This window comes from Cupriavidus sp. 8B, from assembly GCF_054589115.1.
The window spans coordinates 146,880-165,718 of record NZ_BAAILO010000266.1 but is presented as its reverse complement, the minus strand read 5'-3'; the positions used below and the strand labels follow the sequence as shown (position 1 = coordinate 165,718).

The window sequence follows — 18,839 nt, the reverse complement described above, 5'->3', positions numbered from 1 at the left end:
GCACGCCGGCGATAGGGGCAACGTACTTCAAGGCCTACGCTTGGAGGGCCTTTACGCCATTTGCGAGGCGGTCGTGCATTAGTTGCCTTTAATGCAATCGCATATGGTTGTGCCAAGCCCGGCGCTGGGTAACCAGCGCGCGGCAATTCACCGTGGCGCAGGCGGATACACCTGCTTCCAATCCTGCTTCATGCTCACGACGGTCCACCCCTTCGCAACGGCTTCGTCCCAGGACTCGTCCAGCTTGCCAACCGCATTGCGGCAGGCGCCGGCGGTGGGCTCTTTCCATGGGGCACTCCTCAAGCTGGGCAATCGGTGATCTGCGCAGGTTGCCACGGATCATCGGCGCCCGATCTGAACAATTTCGGCTTGCGATCTGAAAGAACTTTGGTATGCAACCAGTTGCAATGTTTCGGCGTTGCGAAATAGAATGGCCTGACCAGTGATCAGCAGTTCCATCAATTCCACCAGTTACCGAGCGGAGACAGAAAGGCATGACCATAAACAATCGCGTGACAGCGATGCTTGGCGTCCAGCATCCGATCATCCAGGCGCCAATGGGATGGATCGCCAGGGCGCAGCTTGCTGCCGCAGTCTCGAATGCCGGCGGCATGGGCATCATCGAGACCTCATCCGGAAAACTGGACGCGATTCGCGGTGAAATCCGCAAGATGCGCGAGCTGACCGACAAGCCATTCGGGGTCAACATCGCACTGACCTACGTGCGTGACCCAGCCATTGTGCAATTCGTCGTCGACGAGGGAATCCGGTTCGTGACCACATCCGCCGGCGACCCCACGCGTTATTGCGCCGAACTAAAGGCGGCCGGCCTGACGGTTTTCCATGTGGTGCCGACGCTGGCCGGCGCACTGAAGGCTGTCGCCGCCGGTGTGGATGGCCTGATCGTGGAGGGCAGCGAGGGCGGCGGCTTCAAGAACCAGCGCGACGTCGCGTCCATGGTGTTGCTGCCGCTGGTTTGCTCGAAGGTCGAAGTCCCGGTCATCGCCGCCGGCGGCTTCTGCGATGGCGCCACCATGGCGGCGGCGTTCGCCATGGGTGCCGAGGGCATCCAGATGGGCACGCGCATGTTGTCGTCGGTAGAATCGCCCGTGCATGACAACTGGAAGAACGCCATTGTCGATGCGCGCGAAACAGATACCGTATTTCTCAATCGCGGCGGCAATGGCCCGGCACTCCGGGCCTTGCGCACGGCACGCACATCCCGGATCGAAGAGCAGGTGCCGGAAAGCATCAAGAGCGAATTCGCCGGCGTGCAGCAGCTTTACTTCGGCGGCGACATGGAAGCGGCCGTGCCGCTGACCGGGCAGGTTTGCGGGCGCATTGATTCGATCATGCCGGTGCGTCAGATCATTGACGAAACGATTCGGGAATTCAGCCGAGCCGTGGATGGGCTGGCGGCACGATACGGCTCCAAAAAGACTTGATGGCTCGTTAGCGCGATGCGATGGCCGGCAGGATCGGCTCGTGGGAATCCGCCGTCGCCTTTCCCGGCGCTTACTGTGACAGCGCGATCGAGACCGATGCCTCGCTCGTCAGCATCAGGAACGCGAACGTTTCGCGCAGATACAGCCGTACGACCTGATCCGTGTGGCTGATATAGCCGATCGACAGATCCTCGCCAAGGTGCAATGCGTAGTCGCCACCGCGGGTCGACAGTACGCTGCCGCCGCTAATCGCCGGCGCCCAGATGATCTCGCCACTGACGATCTGCTTGATGTGGTCAATGACCGGATAACCTTGATCGCGCGCCCCAGCGAGCGCGGTGTATGCGTCGGCGCCGAGGAGCACGGAGTAGGGGCCGTCGACGCCCGCGAGCCGCAACGCCTCGATCGCACCGCTGATCACGTTCGGATATTCGTTGACGTCGGCTGGCAGCGTGAACTTTGGATTCGACGAGCCTTCGCGGATCCCGACGATGGCCGCCGCCTGGTAGCCGTCGAAGATTGCGCGATCCTCCGCGAACGCGAGCTGCCTCGCCGCTTCCTTTGCTGGCTGCCAGTCGGAGTCGAGCGCGCCGCGCTCGACGCTGTCGATCGTTTCGCGCTGGAGTTCAAACGGCACGGTCAGCTGAACCAGGGCCTTGACCTCGCGCAACTTCGCGCCGACGCCCTGCAGCGGAGCCTCGATGTCACGCAGGTGTCCGGTGCCCACGCCGGCCAGTTCGGCGCCTCCGGGGCCGATAAGGTCTATCACGCGCCGTCCAGCCACCGAACGCTTGAAGGTACGCGCCACTTCCTGTTCAATTTGTGACCATGCGGCACTGGTGATCGGGGCGAGTTCGCGGTGCAGGTTATTCATACTGATGGCTTCCTTTGAGCGATCCAATATTCAATGAGCCTTGTTGTTGCGACGCGGCCGACGCAGAGGGAGCAGATTGACCAACACTGGCAGCAGGTGCTTCGCGGTCCGCGAGCCCTGCGAGCAGGTCAGCCGACGGGACGAAGAACAGGCTGCCAGTGACTGCGCTGCTGTAATCGAGCAGCCGGTCGTAGTTGCCAGGCGGCCGTCCGACGAACATGTTCTCCAGCATCTGTTCGATGGGTGCGGGCGAACGGGCGTAGCCGATGAAGTAGGTGCCGAACTCTCCCGCGCCTGGGCGCCCGAACGGCATGTTGTCACGCAGAATCTTCACTTCTTGCCCATTCTCGACGAGCGTCGTCAGAGAACTGTGCGATGACGAGGGTTTAACCTTTTCGTCCAGTTCGATGTCGGACAGTTTCTTGCGCCCGATGATGCGTTCCTGCGTTTCGACGGGAAGGGCGTCCCACCCAGCCATGTCGTGCAGATACTTCTGCACGATGACGTAGCTGCCGCCGGCGAACTCGGTATCTTCGTCGCCGATCACCGTGAAATCGACCGCCTCGCGTCCGGCCGGATTCTCAGTGCCATCGACAAAGCCGATCATCGCGCGCATGTCGAAGTTGCGAAAGCCGTGCACCTCGTCGACGACCCGGATCGCATCGCCGAGTTTGCCGAGCAGTCGGGTGGCAAGCTCGAAGCAGAGGTCCATCGAATCGGCACGGATGTGCAACAGGAGGTCACCCGGCGTCGCGATGGCGACGCGCTTGCCGGTGCCGAACTCCCGAAACGGATGCAGCGCCGCAGGACGGGGCTCGCCGAACAGCCTGTCCCATGCGCCGGAGCCGAAGCCGCAGACACAGGACAGATTGCCGGCCGGCACGCGCTGACCGACCCCGCGCACGACTGCGGCGACGTCGCCACACCACGCGCGGACGGTGTCGGCGTGGCCGTCACCGTCGGTGAGCGTCGCAACGATGAATATCGCGCTGCGGGTGACTGTGCTGGAAACGGCTTGCGGTTCGGGGACAGATGTAGGCATCGGATTTTGCATGTCGTATAAACCGATACAGTTTGCGGGCAAACTGAATAGAATTCCACACATAAGAGTACACGAGTCGTGTGATTCCTCTGATTTCTCATTTCTTCCCGCCCAAGCAGTATCAGTCTCTGTTGGATGCTGTGCTGGCTGAAGGGCGGCGACGCGGGAAGGATTCTGTCCGATTGGATTGGTTGAGTACCTGCGCGCGAAGGAGCGGATTGGTAGCCGCCTCGAACCCTTGGCGCCGGCAAACCTCGATGCCTTGTTCTGGCGCTATTCCAAGCTGCTATCATTTAACATAACGCCCGTACGGCATTTTTTTCCTGCATTAAGATAACTGCGATTCCGAGGAGGCCATACAGATGGCCAAGAGGCGCGGCGAGGCGAAAGTCCAGCGCCACCAGGCGCAGGCCGCGGTGGTGCGGTCGAGGAGGGCACCGCCGGCGTGCAGGCGGCCTGAGGCCGTGCAGCTAGCGCGCGCGGCGGGGCGCCGGACGCCATGCTCGCTCGTCCACGCAGGCACATAAGGAGGAGGGAACGCGCCATGCCGAGGCGCTTGAGCGGCAACTGGGTGAGGCGCGTACCCAGTTCTCGACGGAGCTGGAGCAGACCCGCTAGCAGGTCGCGGTGTCGCAGGAACTCGCCGAGGCCACCGAGCGCCGCTCGCTGCGTGAGATCGACCAGGAGCGCACGCTACGCCGGAAGGTCGAGCAGGCGGCTGACAACAACTGGAGAAGGGGCATCGTATCGACGTCGAAGTAGCCGAGCCACCTGCGCAGGGGAGATTTTGATAGCACGCAGCTGTGCATGATCAAAAAATGAAATCGCTACACAATTCGTTGGTGTCGCTGCTATCATGCCGCGCATCGCGCGCGGGTGTAGCTCAATGGTAGAGCAGAAGCCTTCCAAGCTTATGACGAGGGTTCGATTCCCTTCACCCGCTCCATCGTGACTCTGGCTCATGCCTGGTTAGGTCACGGTTCAGGGCCACTGGCATTGCCGCAGCCAGAGCCCGCAGCCACGGCTGCTGACGACGCACGGGGCCGGTGGTCCGAACCAGGTTTGTGCTGGGACCTCATCTGGCGCGCTACAGTGAAGGGCCGGTTCTTCTACTGGTGCACGATGCAGGATGCCAAGCCATTTCGGGCGGCCCCCCATGCTTCGTTCAATGCGAGCGCCTCAGTTGCCGGCAAGGCCTTACCAGCGGGCTGCGCGACGGAAGGCTCCTCGGCTACGCCCAAGCAAGGCGGAAAATCCGTCGGGAGAAGCCACTTCGCCAAGAAGGTGCCTAGCGCGTCGAGCAGCACGTCGGAACTCAGCCCTTGCGCGCCGCCAAGGCGGGGACTCAGTACCAGCGCGGTCTGATCATGCTCGAAGACCTGCAAGCGCCGCACCAAATCGGCCGGCTGCAGGAGCACATCGGTTCCCTCCACGTCCTCGAAGCCGAACGCATGCAGATAGTCGCGCGCGTGGCGCTCACCGAGGCACAGTACCACGCGAGGCCGGTGCTGGCGGCGCAGCGACGATATGAAGCGGAAGCGCCCGCCGAGGCGACACAGGCGTAAATACTCCGACTTGACACCCAACACCTGCAGCTCGCGGAATACCTTGCTCCAGGGCAAAGTGTGATCTGTTCTTTCAGGCAGTGGGAAGAGATTGAGCTTGAATTCCCATCCATTCGGCACGTAGAGATATCGGTCAAAGTACTCCTGTGCATTGATCGGAATGCGCCCCGGGGGCAAGGCGGCTGACCGCGCTGCAGCCAACATCCGTGCGATGCGGTAATGCGACTGCCAGCGCGGCAATAGGTGTGCATGGCGCGAACGGAACTCCCTATCCCATGCCCCGGGTATCGGCTGCCCCTGCAACGCTACCGATAGCGGTACGCAGCTAGCCAGCGGGGCCACGTCGCACACCCAGATGGCGGCGGCCGGGTTGCCGCCATCCATCCCCGCAAACGACGTAAATGCAAGGTCCAACTCCGCACGACTAAGTGCGGAGAGTTGAGGTTGCTGCATCCGATTCAAATCCTCATGGATCGCGCTCGAGGCAAGCTGACGATCGCCAGTCTGGCTAATGTTCAAAGCCAAAAGAATAAAAGCGGCGGCCCCCTCGCTGTCTGAGCAAATCTGAGCAAACTGGCGGCCCGCACCATGTGGCCTTTGTGTCAGACCCCGGCACTAGCCGTCGATCACGATCTTCTGGTAGACCCGGTAGCCCTCGCCCCGCACCGTCGACACGGGCAACCGCAGGCCGCCCACCTGCTCGACCTTGCGGCGCAGGCGGCGCATCTGGGTATCCAGTCGGCGCTGGTCGTAATGGAGGTAATCCTCGCCAAGCGCCCGCACGATGGCCTTGCGCGTCACGCATTCATCGCCGCTGGCGAGGGCATGCAGGACCGTGTAATCCTGCGCAGACAGTGGAATGGGCGGAAACCCCGGCGGGGTCAGCGTAGGGGGCTTGGCGGACAGCCGCCAATGTGCTTCCACCGACGAGCCACCGGACAGCAACCGCTCCTCTGCCAGCGCGAGGGCCCGGTCAGAAATATCGCGGGCCACCGCCACCCGCTGGTTCTTGCACTCGGACAAGCGTGCCGACCACATGATGTGCGCGATACTGCCGTCCTTGCGCACATAACGATTCTCGAAATGACGCTGCAGATAGCCAGCCTCGATCCGCTCGACGGCCTGCAGCGTTCTCGCCCGATCATCGGGATGGACGAAGTCAATCATCGGCGTGCCCAGCATCTCCTCTGGCTGGTAGCCAAAGATGCTCTCGCAAGCCCCCGTGACGGACAGAAAACGGCCCTGGCGGTCGACGACGCAGATCGCGTCGAGCAGCAGGTCCATGACGTGTTTGGGCGGCAGTGTCGCCATATTTCCTTGTTTTTTTGCAGAGCGGTGTGAGGACGAGTGCGCTACGCGCTGCCAAGCGTCGCAGGCGCGTCACGAGCGCGAATAGTAGCAAGACGGCAGTTCGGCTGCAGGCGGCTTTTCTGTCACCCGCCTCCATGCCGATAACGCAGAAGATTGTTCGCCGCGCAGGCACTGCAGGACCACAACGCCACTGCGGCAAGGACTACGTTTATGGGCAACCCTGGCTTGGCCATGCCCCAGCGCACGCGTCGTGATGAGGCAGCTGGCACGGGATCGGTGCGCGGGTCGGTCCCGCCGTGCCATTTTCCTGCGCCCTCAACTGATGCAACTTCCGTGAGCTATGGCATAGATATTGCGTAGGCGACACATAGGCCAACGGCGGCCTTGAAACAATCTGGCAAGTCGCGATGACACGCTCCGAAAAGGAGCATCCCGGGCAACGGCGCCCCGAAGCGAAATGATCACGAACCGGACAACCGGTTTGCAGGCATTTCGCTTCGGGGCGCTTTTTCTTTGCCGGTCAGCGCGGTGCGCGTCTGCGTCGACACTACCTGCAAGGCATGGCATGAACGCTTTCTCTACTCAGTCACCCGAGTCGGAAGTGTCCGCCGAAACCATCGGCGGATTGATCAACCTTTCCGGAAGGCAGCGCATGCTGTCGCAACGGATCGTCCTCCAGATATTGCTCGCTTCGCGGGGGGACACTGCCGCGCTCGATATCGCACGCAAGTGCCTGTCAATGTTCGAGTCGGCGCATTCGGATCTCGTAACGGGCAATGAGCGTTTGCCCGGCGCATTCTCCGGCGCTTTGCAGCAACTGTACTTTGGTAGTCCGCGCGCTGACGCGCGTATCCGTGAATTCATCGACCAGGTCAGAACAGCGATAGACGCACCACTGGCCGACACCAGCCGGCGAGCGCCATCCCTCGACGTGCTGGTGGCGCAGGCCACGCCAATGCTTGAACTGCTGCAGACCGTCACGCAGGCCTACCAGGAGGAGATGCACCGTTGCGAGGTCGCTGTGCGCAAACGCCACACCGACCTCGTCGAGCGCCTCAGCGGTATTTCGATGCAGGCGAACATCGTCGCAATGAATGCGCGCATCTCGGCGGCACGGGCGGGAGAGTACGGCAGGGAGTTCGCGGTGATCACGCTGGTGCTTGCGGACATCATCAAGGAGATGGATCAGCTGATCCGACACGCCGTCGGCTCGAGCGATGCGTCCAAAGGTCCAATCAAAGTTTAACGCGGAGACGCCCTTGAAACGTTACGTCTGTTCCTTCTGCTTGATCGCCTGCAGCGTCCTGGCGCTGGCCTTGGCCGGGACCGCTTCGGCCGAAACGCTAACGATCAACGCGGCGATCAACAAGGCGGGCCGCCAGCGCATGCTGTCTCAGCGCATGGCCAAGGCTTACTGCCAGGCTGGCCTCGGTGTTGAAGTCGAACGTTCGAAGAAGGTCCTCGAACAGTCCGTGGCGCTCTTTGACAAGCAGCTCATGGAGCTGAAGGCGTCCGCGCCCACGCCGGAGATCAAGGACACCTACGCCAGGATCGAGCAGACATGGATTCCCTATAAGCAGTTGCTGTCCGGTGGCGATCCGAATCTCGATAGCGCGAAAGCAATCGCAAGAATGAGCGAGGACGTGCTGAAGCTTGCGCAACAGGGAACCCTCCTGCTCGAGAAACATTCCGGCACCATGATGGGTAAGCTGATCAACGTTGCCGGCCGCCAGCGGATGCTCTCGCAGAGGATCGCCAAGATCAGCATGTTCCGCGCCTGGGGCGTTACCTCCCCCCAGATGGCGCAGGATCTGGACACGGCTACCAGGGAATTCGCAGCCGCGCAGGAACTTCTCACCGCGGCACCGCAAAACACAGAGGCAATCCGTCGCGAACTGCAGCTTGCCGGCTCTCAGTGGCTGTTCTTTGAAGAAGCACTCAATCAGACCGGGGTCAGTCGCGCGGAACAGTTGAGAAACATCGCCACGACCAGCGAGCGTATTCTTCAGGTGATGGATGACGTCACCAGCATGTATGAAGGGATGCCCAAGTAACGTGGAAGCCTGAACGAGCTATGCAAGACGCGGCTTTACAGGCAGCCACGCTTGCAATGCCTGCCAGGCGCACAGCTTTTCCGCAGCGACGGCAGGTCCACGCGGATCATATCGCCCACCAGGCGCCAGAACTGATAAGAGCCGATGCCGCGTCGTTCTGTGAGGCGGTGAACTGGATGCCGAGGGCCAGGCCAACTTGGCCGCGCACGCGCGTCGCGCTGAGCCCCCCCAGCTCTAGGCGCTCGAGCGGCAGTTGCTGGAGTTGCGTACCCAATTCTCGACGGAGCTGGAGCGCACCCGCGAGCAGGTGGCGGTGGCAGGAACGGGCCGAGGCCACCGAGCGCCGCGCGCTGCGCGAGATCGACCGGGAGCGCACGCTGCGCCAGAAGGCCGAGCAGGCGCTCGCGGAATTGCGCGCTGAGCTGGCAGCGGTGCAGGCGAGGGCGCAAGACGCCGCCGTGGTCGGCGCCGAGGAACGGGCGCGGCTGCACGCCGAGCGCGACACGCTCAGCCGGCAGTGCGTGGAGGCGCAACGGGCGCTGGCGGATGGGCAGGCGGTGCAGGGCAGCCTGCGGGCCGAACTGGAGGCGGCGCTGCGGCGGGCCGAGCGTGCGCAAGCGGAGGCCACCGCGACGCGCCGCCCTGGGGACGGCCAGGCGCCGGGCGCCGGCGACGCGCACCAAGTTCAAGCCGGGGCCAGCCTGAGGGGGCGTCCGAGGGCGAGGATTTGTCCACCGCGCGATCTGTGGATTTGATTAAAATTTAAGCAGAGAGACCACCTTGTCCTCCTGCCGACGCGGATCTCCACAGCAGCAATCCCCGGAACAGCCTTGACGTCCCATGTTCCGAACGACGGCGCGGCGCTGGATCCTGCGCCTTCTCACATCTATTCACCTACATCATGTCGATCGAAGTCGAGCGCGCGCAAGCGATCACCTGGTTCCGGATCCAGATGGTCCAGCACGGCCTGACCCTGGCCGACCTGCAGGCGGCCGGCTGCCTTACCGAGCCGCCACCGCTACTGCCTGGCGCGGTACGCTACCGCAACGCGCACGGGCAGGGCTGGGACGGCTGCGGGGCCTTACCGGGCGATGCCAGTGGGTGATATGCTGAAACACTGGTTCAGCAGGCCGGGTATCCCAGGAGACGAAGCCGCACCGGGCAAGGCGCATGCCGGGCGAAGCCGCGCTGCGCTTCGGTATATACCTTCAATATGCTGAGCTTGCCGTCCACCCCCGGACCTACGCGCCAAGCCTAGCGCTGCGGGTAGGTTCGCGGCCCTTATCACCGGTCGCGCGCAGGTGTAACATGGACTGGCGTTAGCATGATCGCGCTGGCAACGTTTGACCGGACAGGGACCCCGCAATGGCCACGATCAGCCTCTTCCTGTGTGGCGATGTCATGACTGGGCGCGGAGTGGATCAACTCTTCGCAACATCGAGCGCACCTACGCTGCACGAGGGATCGATCGGCTCTGCCTTGGACTACGTCAAGCTGGCTGAGCGGAAGACGGGACCGATCTCAAGACCCGTGAATCACGCATACATCTGGGGGGACGCGCTCGACGAGCTCGCGCTGCGGCGACCGGATGTGCGCATCATCAATCTGGGCACAACGATCACGACCTCGGAAGACACGTGGCCAGGCAGGCGCGCCCATCACCGCATGCACCCAGCCAATGCGGCTTGCCTTCGCACCGCCGGGGTCGACTGCGCCGTGTTGGCCAACAATCATGTGCTCGACTGGGGCTATGCCGGGTTGAAGGACACGCTCGCTGCGCTCGGCGCGGCCGGCATCGGGACTGCTGGTGCCGGGCGCGACGCGCGTGAGGCTGCCCGGCCAGCAATCCTGCCCCTGCCGAACGCAGGACGGCTCCTGGTGTTCGCGTTCACAATGGAGCACGCGGGTACCCCGCACCAATGGATGGCCACGAGCGCCCGCGCTGGCGTGAATCTGCTGTCCGACTTTTCGAGGGCGAGCGTCGACCGTATTGCCAGACAAATCGCTAAGTTCAAGCGGACCGGTGACCTGGTGGTAGCCTCGCTTCATTGGGGAGCTGAATGGGGTTACGATCTCGACCCGGAGCAACAAGCCTTCGCCCACCAGTTAATCGACAAGGCGGGCGTCGACGTAATTCATGGTCACGCTTCGCATCACGCCAAGGGCATTGAATTACATGCAGGCAAAGCCATTCTGTATGGCTGCGGCGATTTCGTGAACGATTACGAGGGCATCGGCGGCCAAGAAGCATTTGGCGCCCATCTCGCATTGATGTACTTCCTGAAGCTCGATACCGAACATGGAAGACTCACCGACCTGCTGCTGGTTCCGCTGCGGCGCCGACATTTCCAACTGCGCCATGCCCATGAGATCGATTGCTGTTGGCTCACCGAGGTTCTCAATCGCGAGGACTTGCGGTTCGGGACATGCCTCACACGCTTGAATCGGGACGAGTTTCGCGTCCTCACTCGTAAGACGGGTCAGGTTGCGGGGCAGTCGTCCTGATGCCACTCAACTGCATCGCTCCGTTGGTCGAGTATGCCTGTCTCCTGCCGGTGGATTGGCGGGCGTTGGGGTAATCGTACCTTTCGTGTCAAATCTGGCGGTAGTCGTGCGCAGAACCGCCTGCAGCAAGGCTCTGCGGCTTGACGGTTCTCACCCAATCGGAAGATCCGCAGATCGTTGATCGATAAGGTTTTTTTCGATCAAACCGCCAGAAATTGCATGAAAGGTACGATTACCCCGGCAAAGGCCGAGTATGCCTGCGGATTTAATGGGGACTCCTCATGAGCAAGCGTAGCAGTCGTGCGTGGGCAGTAGAACAAGCACACCATCCCAAATCTCATCTCGTTGTCACAAAAGGCTCGTAAGCACCTAACTCGCTGCGCTATCCTTCGCGAAGCGTTCTGCGTAATCTTTTGGGGTCACCCCGAACCGACGCGTGAACGCCTTACGTAGCACGTCAAAGCTGTTGTAGCCATAGCGCCGTGCGATTTCCCCTGTCGACCGTTCACCTAGTTCGAGCGCCCGGCACACTGCTTCGAGTCGGACGGCCTCGACGTACTTTGCTGGCGTAGTATTCAGTTCTCGCTGGAAGGTGCGTATCAACGTCCGGACGCTAGTTGCGAGCCTATCTGCTAGGACTTCTACCGTAAGGTTCGCTTCCAGGTGCTCGCTGATCCAGAGGCACAGTTCATCCAGGCTTGAGCCGACCGCGCGTTGGGACTGAAGGGCGACGCTGAATTGCGCCTGTCCGCCAGGACGTCGCAAGAATAGGACAAGATTCTTGGCGATCTCCAAGGCCACATTGTCCCCCATGTCTTCGCCGACCAAGGCAAGCGCAAGGTCGATACCCGCCGATACTCCAGCGGAGGTGTAGATGTTTCCGTCTTTCACCCATATTGGAGTCGGATCGACCTGCACCTTGGGATAGCGTTCGGCCATGCTTTGCGCCACACCCCAATGCGTCGTTGCCCTGCGACCATCCAGGAGTCCTGCTTCAGCCAATGCAAACGCTCCGACGCATATCGAGCATATGCGCCGCACTGTCCGCGCACGGGTTCGGAGCCACTCCATGGTGGTCTTATCCAGCCGATCTGATGATCTGAAGCCTGAAGCCACGATCAACGTGTCGATTGGCCTGTGTGCACGACGCTCCTGATCAAGCGTCCTGTGTCCCTTGAGTCCAATGCCGGCTTCGCTCTCGATGTATATGTCGGCGCCTGCACAAACCAGTTCCAGTGCATAGGGTGCAGTTTTGCCCTCGTGAAGCCGATTCGCGAAGGCAAATACTTCCGCCGGCCCGATGACGTCGAGCGCATCGACGGGTGGCAATCCCAAAATCACAACTCGCCTCGGCATCGCCCCTGCACGCGGGCCACGTGATGTCCTCCGTTCCCTCATCGAGGTCTCACCTTCCGACCAAAAGCCCCATTTTGGCACAAATCGTCCAAAAGCAGTCATTTTTGCCAACCCAGGGCGACCTACACTATGAACCTGATCAACTTGATACTTGCGGAGGACATGTGCGCACACCTGTCATCATCGGGGGAGTTAGCGATCCCGATTCTGAGCTTACCCGTAAAGCCGCCTCGCTCGTCGAGCGCGTCCATTCCAAAACGATGCGGGGTCACGTACACCGGACGTGGTGGTGGTCTGAATTCCTTGGTCAGAAGCGAGGGTTGAAGTACGACCGCGAGGCCGTCTACCTTGCCTCGTTGCTGCACGACCTGGGACTTACGGAAGAATTTGCTGCCGATCAACGCTTTGAAGTCGATGGCGCTGATGCCGCCAGCCGTTTTCTGCTGGCAAACGGCTACGCGGAATCGAGGGCACAACTGGTCTGGGACGCGATCGCGCTTCACGCCAGCGCCGGCATCGCCGACCGCAAGGAGCCGGAAGTCGCTCTTGTCCACATGGGTGCCCATGTGGACGTCATGGGGCTCTGGATCGAGGAAATTACACCGTCCCTCATCGACGATGTCCTGCAGCTCTATCCGCGCCTGGGATTCAAAGCCGCGTTTCAGGCGGCGTTAGCTGAAGTTGCACGGAAGAAGCCCCACACGGCAATTGGCACGGGACTAGCAGATATCGGACATCGTCACGTGCATGGTTTCGAGATTCCGAACGTTTGCGACCTGCTCGACCACGCTCCTTTCGAAAGCTGAACCGCAGTCTTGCCGGAGAGGATGGCTCTCCGGCAACTGAGGCGCCGTCCTGGGGTAGCTTTGATTTCGGCGCGATTTGCGACGGTTCGCAACCGCATCCACAAACAGACCAAGCAGCGAGATGAGAATGGACATCCAATCGAACGGCATCCGAATTCGCGTTAGCGAGAAGGGACACGGCGACCTGGCGCTGGTGTTTCTGCACTACTACGGCGGCTCGTCACGTACCTGGCAGTTTGTCGCAAACGAGCTGTCGGACAACTATCGAACGGTGGCGACCGATCACCGCGGCTGGGGTCATTCGGACGCCCCGGAAGCGGGCTACACGATTGGCGACCTAGCGGACGATGCGCAAGGCGTGATCGAAGCGCTGGGTTTGACGCGCTACGTGCTCGTCGGTCATTCGATGGGCGCCAAGACTGCGCAACTGCTGGCGTCGCGCCGGCCGCCGGGGCTAGAGGGCGTGGTGCTCGTGGCACCGTCGCCGCCGTCGCCGATGGTGGTGTCAGATGAGCAACGCACGGCCATGGTGGGCGCCTATGCGTCGCGCGAATCGATCGGCTGGGTGCTGGACAACGTTCTGACCGCCACACCGCTCGCACCGCAACGCCGTGAGCAGGTGATCGAAGACAGTCTGCGCGGCGCGCCGCAAGCCAAGGCCGCATGGCCGAATGTGGCGATGCGCGAGGACATTACCGCCGATGTGGCTGCCATCAACGTGCCCGTGCTGGTGATCTCCGGCGAGTTGGATAAGGTGGATCGCGTGGAAACGCTTCGTGCCGAACTGCTGCCGAGAATTGCCGGCGCGCAACTTGAGGTGCTGCCCGGCATCGGCCACTTGTCGCCGCTGGAAGCGCCGTCTACAGTTGCGGCGGCCATCCGCCGGTTCGTCGCCGAACTATAACGCGGTGCCCTCAAGCCCAATTCACTTGGGGCTTGCCACCCCGGTTTATTGAAATCGTCCGGATGCCGTCCCTTAGCGTTGGATCGAGCCGGATTCGTATGAGAAAGGAGAATAACGTGGAAATTGGAACTCCTTTCGAGACCGATATTCCGTCTGTAAAGGCTTTTCGTGTGGACCTCGCTGCGCGAGCAGAAAATCCCGGATTTCGGAGCCTGCCTGCGCCACCGCAACGGCGATCGTTTCCTGGTGGACATCCCAGCCCACACACTTGCTAAACTTGTCCATGACCTGCCCCCTCAATTGTGCCTCTGGGCTGTTGGTTTAACCCATCTCAAGCCTAATCCACGTCGCTTGAGGTGCGGCAGGTCAATACATTCTGTCTAGCGCTTCCTGATTCTGATGACGTGAAGGGAGGTGCGCTCGTCGCTTGGCCTCGCGGTGGGTACCCGATCATTGCGAGGGAGGGGTGACGTGACGTGGACACATGGATGGTCGTGGGGGCAATGACCCGATCAATTCGCCAGCGCCCGACGAAATCCTCGCGTTCCTGCGCAAGGCTGGCAACCGCGCCAGACGTGTCGCCGGCTTTTGCACCGGCGCCTTCGTCCTCGCGGAAGCGGGTCTGCTGGCGCAGCGCAGCGCCGCGCCGCATTGAGCGTACGGCCGCGAGTTGCAGAAGCATCTTCCAGATATCCTCGTCGAGGAGGACCGCCTCTACATTGTCGACAGTTCAATATTGACGTCTGCCGGCATGACGGCTGGTCTTGATTTGGCGCTCGCGATGGTGGAAAGGATTTGGGTGCGGAAGTGGTGCGTTCGGTGGCGCACAAGCTGGTTATGCTTCAGCGTCGGGCGGGCGGTCAGTCCCAGCATTCCGAAATGCTCGATCTCGCGCCAAAGTCTGATCGTATCCAGAATGCGCTGAACTATGCGCGTCAGAATCTGAGCCGTTCGTTGACCGTGGAGGAACAGGCCGAGACCGTTCATCTGAGTCCGCGCCAGTTCAGGCGTGTGTTCACGCTTGAAACGGGGCCGTTTCCCGCCAAGGCAATCGAAGGACTGCGACTGGAGGCGGCGCGACTGATGATCGAACAGGGCCGGCATCCGCTTGATGTCCTCGCTAAGGAAACCGGTTTTCGCAATCGCCGCCATATGCGCGAAGCCTTCATGCGTGGATTTGGTCGTCCAAGCGCGCTTTCGATCGCTAAAACGCTTTTGCTAAACGCAGATTCAGCCGAAGCTTGTTCTTGGGGCCGTTGCGCACGTGCACGTCCTGGCCGCCCTGGATTTCCAGTTGTAGTGATGGCGTCAAGAAGTGGGCCACCGTGAGCAAGCATGTATCGGTCGACATGCTTGCGTTCTGAGTGACGCCGTCGAGCTCGGTACGGCCGCCCGCCGTGTGGTGGTAGGTGATCGCGATCCGTGTTCTGTCGTTGAGTTCGTAGCGGAGGTGACTTTGCAGGCTGAAGGTCGGGCGCTGCTTGTAGTCGGCTCCTGCGAAATCGCTGTTAGTGCTGTAGAGAGCAACTTCGCCTGTCAAGTCGAGGAAAACTGGACCAGTGATGTTTTGGGAATAGTTCAGATGCGTCACTGCTGTCCAGCGGTGTGTGCCGAGATTGAGGGATCCCTGATCGGCGTGGTAGGTCCCAAGCGGAGCAGAGACGAACTGGGCGGCGCTGAGGTAGCGTTGGTGATCAGGGTCATTGATGAACCAGATCGCCGAGCCGATAAACGGATCGCCAATGCCATTCGAATGAAGATTGGCCGGGGCGCTCATGCGCACGCTGCCGAAGGGCATGATGACCTGCGGCGTCACTGTGAAGCCGAGAAAGCTTGCGTAGTGGATATAGCGGACGACGCCGATATCCGACTGGACATCGAAGGGTGCTGGCGTGCGCTTTCCGTCGGCGTAGAACGCAGTGCTCTCGCTGTGCTGGTAATAGAGCAGGCCGAGGTTAGTGCCCGGCGGCAAAGGCACATAGTCCGCAGGATCGGTCGCGAGAACGGTAGCCTTGGCAGAGGTTGCCGCCATCATCGATAGAAACAGCAAGCTGATGAAGCGAATTTTCATTTAGTATTCCAAGAGGAAGGTTCGGCAAAGAAGTACGCCTATTTGGCGGCTTCATTCTGCGATGCCAAAGATCGCGGGTATTGCACGACGCTCCCGACATCGTTGATTCAGCTTGCCAGCCCGGGTCCCGTGATTGCCCACTGGAAATGGCGTGCGTGGGCTTATGCTGTTCGGCGAGCGGTACCAATCCAGGACTCACCGATGTCCTGTTCATGGGTTAGACGATGAAACGCACAAGTACCGATTCCGCACCTTTTGACGAGCGGTTGGACTATTGGCGAGACGCTATCAGTCGCGCCTTCGTCAAGCTGGACTTTGACCCCGTTAAGCTCAATGGAGGGCGGCAGTTTTCTGGTCGCATCGCCCAGAGCGATCTCGCGGATATTGAACTTGCGGTGGTGAATACCAGTGGCCAGCATGTGCGGCGGACGTCACGGCTGATCCGGCAGACTCAGGAGGAACTGTTCTTGGTCAGCTTTCAATTGGCAGGTGAGGGGGAAGTACGCCAAGATGGTCGGCGTGCAGTACTTGCAGCTGGCGATTTTGCGATCTATGACAGCACGCGTCCCTATGAACTCATGTTCGGGGAGGACTTCGAACAACTGGTTGTGACGGTGCCACGCGACAGGCTGCGTGTGCGAGCACCATCGGCGGAGCGGTTGACGGCGATCGCCATTCGCGGCAGTCAGGGCATAGGGCGCATGCTAGGGGAGTTGGTGGTGGGATTGCCAGAGCATGCGGAGGCGATGGCTGGTCAGACACAGGCGTCTGTTTCCGACTCCGTGCTCGATCTCGTCGCTACGGCTCTAGCGACTTTGCCGGCTTCGCAGGTCGGATCGCTACCGACCTTGAAGCTGTTTCACTTGAACCGGATCAAGTCCTATGTTCACGAACATCTATCCGACCCGGACTTGAGCATCATCTCGATCAGCGAAGCGCTCGGTATGTCCGTCAGCTCGCTGTATCGAGTGTTCGAGGCGGAACGGTGTTCGCTTGCCGAGTGGATCTGGGATCAGAGGCTGCAGGCATGTCGGGCGACGCTGCTCGACGTCGCCTGTTCCGGGTTAAGCATCAAGCAGATCGCAATAAGCTGGGGGTTTAACGATCCCGCACATTTCAGCCGCGCATTCCGGAGGCGGTTCGGCCAAAGCCCGGCTGCGTTCCGCTCGCGCGACTAGCAGCCGGGCCGTTCAGTCCCTGTGAGACGGCTTGAACCTAGGCGTCGTTTGAACGCTCAGGCCTGTTCACCTTCTTCGAACTCTGTATGCTCGACGGCTCGCATGCCCGGTGAGTTGCCGTTTGCGCTTTGACCGTGCTTCGCATACACGACACGAGGCTTTGGATTGCGGTCCAGCAGCAGCTGTGTCACGTCAGGGCGAGAGTAGTGCCCAGCCGGATCAGCAGCTGCTTTCGCGAGAGTGATGGCTGCTAAGTCAATGTCCGCATACAACAGCCCCTCCGCGTCCGGAGGCAGCGGATCGGCCAGCGATCGTCCGTCGGGACCGTATATTTGCGCATGACCACCCCCCAACTTGAGGAGCGCTTGCTGCTCGGGTGTCTCGCAAAGCATGTCGATCATCTTTTGCGAAACCGTCGCGCACGGCGCAACCACGAAGCACTGGCCCTCGACCGCATACAACCGACTCGCGGCGTTGTTTACCTCTGGTCCGAGCGCGTAAGCCGCGTCGACGTAAAGCGAGAAGCTGGGCCAAGCGGCGATATGGACCTGCTCATTCTGAGCATACATCGCGTACTTGGTAAGTGGCTGAAGATGCTCCCAGCAGCAAAGGGCGCCAATCCTGCCGAGGTTGGTGTCGTGAACAGCCAGGTCACTGCCGTCGCCTTCGCCGAAGATTGCGCGTTCGACATGAGTGGGTTTCAGCTTGCGGCGCGTGGCAATGGTCTTCCCTTCAGGGCTCAGGATGGCCTGGGCAATGTACAGGCTTCCAGCGTCTTTCTCGCTGAAGCCAAGCGCAACGGTGATGTTGCTACGCGATGCCGCTTGCGCGACGCGCTCAAACTGCACGCTGTCGATGACCATCGAGTTGTCATGGTACGGCTGGATGAATTTCATGCCCCAGATCGGCGCACCAAGCCAGGCAAACCACGGGTATCCAGGTATCCACGTTTCAGGGAAAGCAATGAGACTTGCGCCGCCTCGGGCGGCCTCTTCGATGAGCGCAATCGTCTTGTCAACGGTTGCCTCGAGATTAAGAAACTCTGGCGCCGCCTGGACAGCAGCTACCCGATAGCGGGGATGTTCAATGGCCATTGTGGTCTCCTGATGTGTGGTTCCCAAGCGTAGGCGAAAAAAGCCCGACTCCCTTGTCTGAGCTTCCTGCCTGTCATGTGCTGGCTTCCTGGGATGCCTCGCTTGCGTGGGCGCATTCACATCAGACTACGCAGCTATTCGCTGAGGGCTTTAGCGCTTCACTCGGGGTCGACCCACGACGCCGCACGCACGCCGTGGGTATCTACACACAAGTCCTCGACCAGCATGGCATCGCGTACAACCAGCCGATCGTGCTCAATGAGCGGCAGGCCGGTGCCGCGATTGAAGGCGTGATCCGTCAGGGTGAGAAGCGTGACGATGGTGGCCTGCTCCGACTTTCGGTCGATACCCATGGATTACGAACGTGGGTATGGCGCTATCGAAAATGCTCGGCTTTGATCTCTGCCCCCGCTTGCGCAACCTCTCGGAGCGCAAGCTGTATCTACCGCGGGGATGGATGGCCCCGGAAGGCGTCGCCCCAGTTGTCTGCCAGGACATATCGCTCAAGGCAATCCGTGACGGATGGGATGGTTTACTGCGGCTGGCGGCATCGATCAAATCCGGACGTCTAAGCGCTATTGTCGCCTTGGAGCGATTTCGGCAGCGCGGCACACGGTGCCCGATTCATCGCGCA

The 18,839-nt window shown here is 61.1% G+C and carries 17 protein-coding genes, 1 tRNA gene and 2 pseudogenes; 13 read left to right on the top strand and 7 right to left on the bottom strand.

Going from position 1 to position 18,839, the window contains the following annotated elements; genetic code table 11:
- Positions 1-494 precede the first annotated feature (494 nt).
- On the top strand, positions 495-1,445 hold the full coding sequence (locus tag ACYP5B_RS26970) for an NAD(P)H-dependent flavin oxidoreductase (protein ID WP_459571728.1): 951 nt from the start codon (positions 495-497) through the stop codon (positions 1,443-1,445).
- A 70-nt stretch (positions 1,446-1,515) separates the two neighbouring features.
- Here ACYP5B_RS26970 and ACYP5B_RS26965 read toward each other — a convergent pair whose 3' ends face one another.
- Positions 1,516-2,319 carry a family 1 encapsulin nanocompartment shell protein gene (locus ACYP5B_RS26965; RefSeq protein WP_459571726.1) on the bottom strand — a complete coding sequence of 268 codons (804 nt, stop codon included), beginning with the start codon at positions 2,317-2,319 and terminating at the stop codon, positions 1,516-1,518.
- Positions 2,312-3,361: a Dyp-type peroxidase gene (locus ACYP5B_RS26960; protein WP_459571725.1), complete on the bottom strand. Its 1,050-nt coding sequence runs from the start codon at positions 3,359-3,361 to the stop codon at positions 2,312-2,314. Before ACYP5B_RS26960 ends, ACYP5B_RS26965 begins: the two co-directional genes overlap by 8 nt.
- 627 nt (positions 3,362-3,988) lie before the next feature.
- Here ACYP5B_RS26960 and ACYP5B_RS26955 point away from each other — a divergent pair.
- Positions 3,989-4,123, top strand: a complete 135-nt coding sequence (locus ACYP5B_RS26955) for a hypothetical protein (protein WP_459571724.1) — start codon at positions 3,989-3,991, stop codon at positions 4,121-4,123.
- Between the two features lie 110 nt (positions 4,124-4,233).
- Positions 4,234-4,307, top strand: a tRNA-Gly gene (locus ACYP5B_RS26950).
- A gap of 163 nt (positions 4,308-4,470) precedes the next feature.
- Here ACYP5B_RS26950 and ACYP5B_RS26945 read toward each other — a convergent pair.
- On the bottom strand, positions 4,471-5,451 hold the full coding sequence (locus tag ACYP5B_RS26945) for a transcriptional regulator (protein ID WP_459571723.1): 981 nt from the start codon (positions 5,449-5,451) through the stop codon (positions 4,471-4,473).
- Between the two features lie 90 nt (positions 5,452-5,541).
- Positions 5,542-6,210 carry a PAS domain S-box protein gene (locus ACYP5B_RS26940; RefSeq protein ID WP_459571722.1) on the bottom strand — a complete coding sequence of 223 codons (669 nt, stop codon included), beginning with the start codon at positions 6,208-6,210 and terminating at the stop codon, positions 5,542-5,544.
- 592 nt (positions 6,211-6,802) lie between these two features.
- Between ACYP5B_RS26940 and ACYP5B_RS26935 the strand changes: the two genes are divergently transcribed.
- The 5 genes from ACYP5B_RS26935 (at position 6,803) to ACYP5B_RS26915 (ending at position 10,796) form a co-directional block, all read left to right on the top strand.
- Complete coding sequence (locus ACYP5B_RS26935; protein ID WP_459571720.1) at positions 6,803-7,483, top strand: methyl-accepting chemotaxis protein; 681 nt, start codon at positions 6,803-6,805, stop codon at positions 7,481-7,483.
- Between the two features lie 13 nt (positions 7,484-7,496).
- Positions 7,497-8,291 carry a type IV pili methyl-accepting chemotaxis transducer N-terminal domain-containing protein gene (locus tag ACYP5B_RS26930; RefSeq protein WP_459571718.1) on the top strand — a complete coding sequence of 265 codons (795 nt, stop codon included), beginning with the start codon at positions 7,497-7,499 and terminating at the stop codon, positions 8,289-8,291.
- Positions 8,292-8,311: 20 nt separating this feature from the next.
- On the top strand, positions 8,312-9,046 hold the full coding sequence (locus tag ACYP5B_RS26925) for a hypothetical protein (RefSeq protein WP_459571717.1): 735 nt from the start codon (positions 8,312-8,314) through the stop codon (positions 9,044-9,046).
- Positions 9,047-9,192: 146 nt separating this feature from the next.
- Positions 9,193-9,396: an H-NS histone family protein gene (locus tag ACYP5B_RS26920; protein ID WP_459571716.1), complete on the top strand. Its 204-nt coding sequence runs from the start codon at positions 9,193-9,195 to the stop codon at positions 9,394-9,396.
- A 260-nt stretch (positions 9,397-9,656) separates the two neighbouring features.
- A complete protein-coding gene (locus ACYP5B_RS26915) occupies positions 9,657-10,796 on the top strand; it encodes a CapA family protein (RefSeq protein ID WP_459571715.1) in 1,140 nt (379 codons plus the stop codon).
- Positions 10,797-11,165: 369 nt separating this feature from the next.
- Here the strand turns inward: ACYP5B_RS26915 and ACYP5B_RS26910 are convergent, their stop codons facing one another.
- Entirely contained in the window at positions 11,166-12,137 is a 972-nt protein-coding gene (locus tag ACYP5B_RS26910) for a GlxA family transcriptional regulator (protein ID WP_459571714.1), read from the bottom strand.
- A 179-nt stretch (positions 12,138-12,316) separates the two neighbouring features.
- Here ACYP5B_RS26910 and ACYP5B_RS26905 point away from each other — a divergent pair, with 179 nt between their 5' ends.
- From ACYP5B_RS26905 to ACYP5B_RS26895, 3 genes and pseudogenes are all read left to right on the top strand, one after another.
- Positions 12,317-12,958: an HD domain-containing protein gene (locus ACYP5B_RS26905; RefSeq protein ID WP_459571713.1), complete on the top strand. Its 642-nt coding sequence runs from the start codon at positions 12,317-12,319 to the stop codon at positions 12,956-12,958.
- 127 nt (positions 12,959-13,085) lie between these two features.
- Entirely contained in the window at positions 13,086-13,862 is a 777-nt protein-coding gene (locus ACYP5B_RS26900) for an alpha/beta fold hydrolase (protein ID WP_459571712.1), read from the top strand.
- Positions 13,863-14,273: 411 nt separating this feature from the next.
- Positions 14,274-15,050: pseudogene (locus ACYP5B_RS26895) on the top strand (GlxA family transcriptional regulator); the annotation flags it as partial.
- A gap of 16 nt (positions 15,051-15,066) precedes the next feature.
- On the opposite strand, the gene ACYP5B_RS26890 reads toward ACYP5B_RS26895, so the two are convergent.
- Positions 15,067-15,933 carry a transporter gene (locus ACYP5B_RS26890; protein WP_459571711.1) on the bottom strand — a complete coding sequence of 289 codons (867 nt, stop codon included), beginning with the start codon at positions 15,931-15,933 and terminating at the stop codon, positions 15,067-15,069.
- A 224-nt stretch (positions 15,934-16,157) separates the two neighbouring features.
- Here ACYP5B_RS26890 and ACYP5B_RS26885 point away from each other — a divergent pair, with 224 nt between their 5' ends.
- Positions 16,158-17,111, top strand: coding sequence for an AraC-like ligand-binding domain-containing protein (locus ACYP5B_RS26885; protein WP_459571710.1), 954 nt, complete (start codon positions 16,158-16,160; stop codon positions 17,109-17,111).
- Positions 17,112-17,167: 56 nt separating this feature from the next.
- Here ACYP5B_RS26885 and ACYP5B_RS26880 read toward each other — a convergent pair whose 3' ends face one another.
- A complete protein-coding gene (locus tag ACYP5B_RS26880) occupies positions 17,168-18,205 on the bottom strand; it encodes a carbon-nitrogen hydrolase family protein (RefSeq protein WP_459571709.1) in 1,038 nt (345 codons plus the stop codon).
- Positions 18,206-18,375: 170 nt separating this feature from the next.
- Here ACYP5B_RS26880 and ACYP5B_RS26875 point away from each other — a divergent pair.
- Positions 18,376-18,839: pseudogene (locus ACYP5B_RS26875) on the top strand (Tn3 family transposase); the annotation flags it as partial.

What these genes read in the sequence shown, in the direction of transcription:
- ACYP5B_RS26970 (WP_459571728.1), top strand. Translation starts at nt 495, where the DNA reads ATGACCATAAACAATCGCGTGACAGCGATGCTTGGCGTCCAGCATCCG.
- ACYP5B_RS26965 (WP_459571726.1), bottom strand. Translation starts at nt 2,319, where the DNA reads ATGAATAACCTGCACCGCGAACTCGCCCCGATCACCAGTGCCGCATGG.
- ACYP5B_RS26960 (WP_459571725.1), bottom strand. Translation starts at nt 3,361, where the DNA reads ATGCCTACATCTGTCCCCGAACCGCAAGCCGTTTCCAGCACAGTCACC.
- ACYP5B_RS26940 (WP_459571722.1), bottom strand. Translation starts at nt 6,210, where the DNA reads ATGGACCTGCTGCTCGACGCGATCTGCGTCGTCGACCGCCAGGGCCGT.
- ACYP5B_RS26935 (WP_459571720.1), top strand. Translation starts at nt 6,803, where the DNA reads ATGAACGCTTTCTCTACTCAGTCACCCGAGTCGGAAGTGTCCGCCGAA.
- ACYP5B_RS26925 (WP_459571717.1), top strand. Translation starts at nt 8,312, where the DNA reads ATGCAAGACGCGGCTTTACAGGCAGCCACGCTTGCAATGCCTGCCAGG.
- ACYP5B_RS26920 (WP_459571716.1), top strand. Translation starts at nt 9,193, where the DNA reads ATGTCGATCGAAGTCGAGCGCGCGCAAGCGATCACCTGGTTCCGGATC.
- ACYP5B_RS26915 (WP_459571715.1), top strand. Translation starts at nt 9,657, where the DNA reads ATGGCCACGATCAGCCTCTTCCTGTGTGGCGATGTCATGACTGGGCGC.
- ACYP5B_RS26900 (WP_459571712.1), top strand. Translation starts at nt 13,086, where the DNA reads ATGGACATCCAATCGAACGGCATCCGAATTCGCGTTAGCGAGAAGGGA.
- ACYP5B_RS26890 (WP_459571711.1), bottom strand. Translation starts at nt 15,933, where the DNA reads ATGAAAATTCGCTTCATCAGCTTGCTGTTTCTATCGATGATGGCGGCA.
- ACYP5B_RS26885 (WP_459571710.1), top strand. Translation starts at nt 16,158, where the DNA reads ATGAAACGCACAAGTACCGATTCCGCACCTTTTGACGAGCGGTTGGAC.
- ACYP5B_RS26880 (WP_459571709.1), bottom strand. Translation starts at nt 18,205, where the DNA reads ATGGCCATTGAACATCCCCGCTATCGGGTAGCTGCTGTCCAGGCGGCG.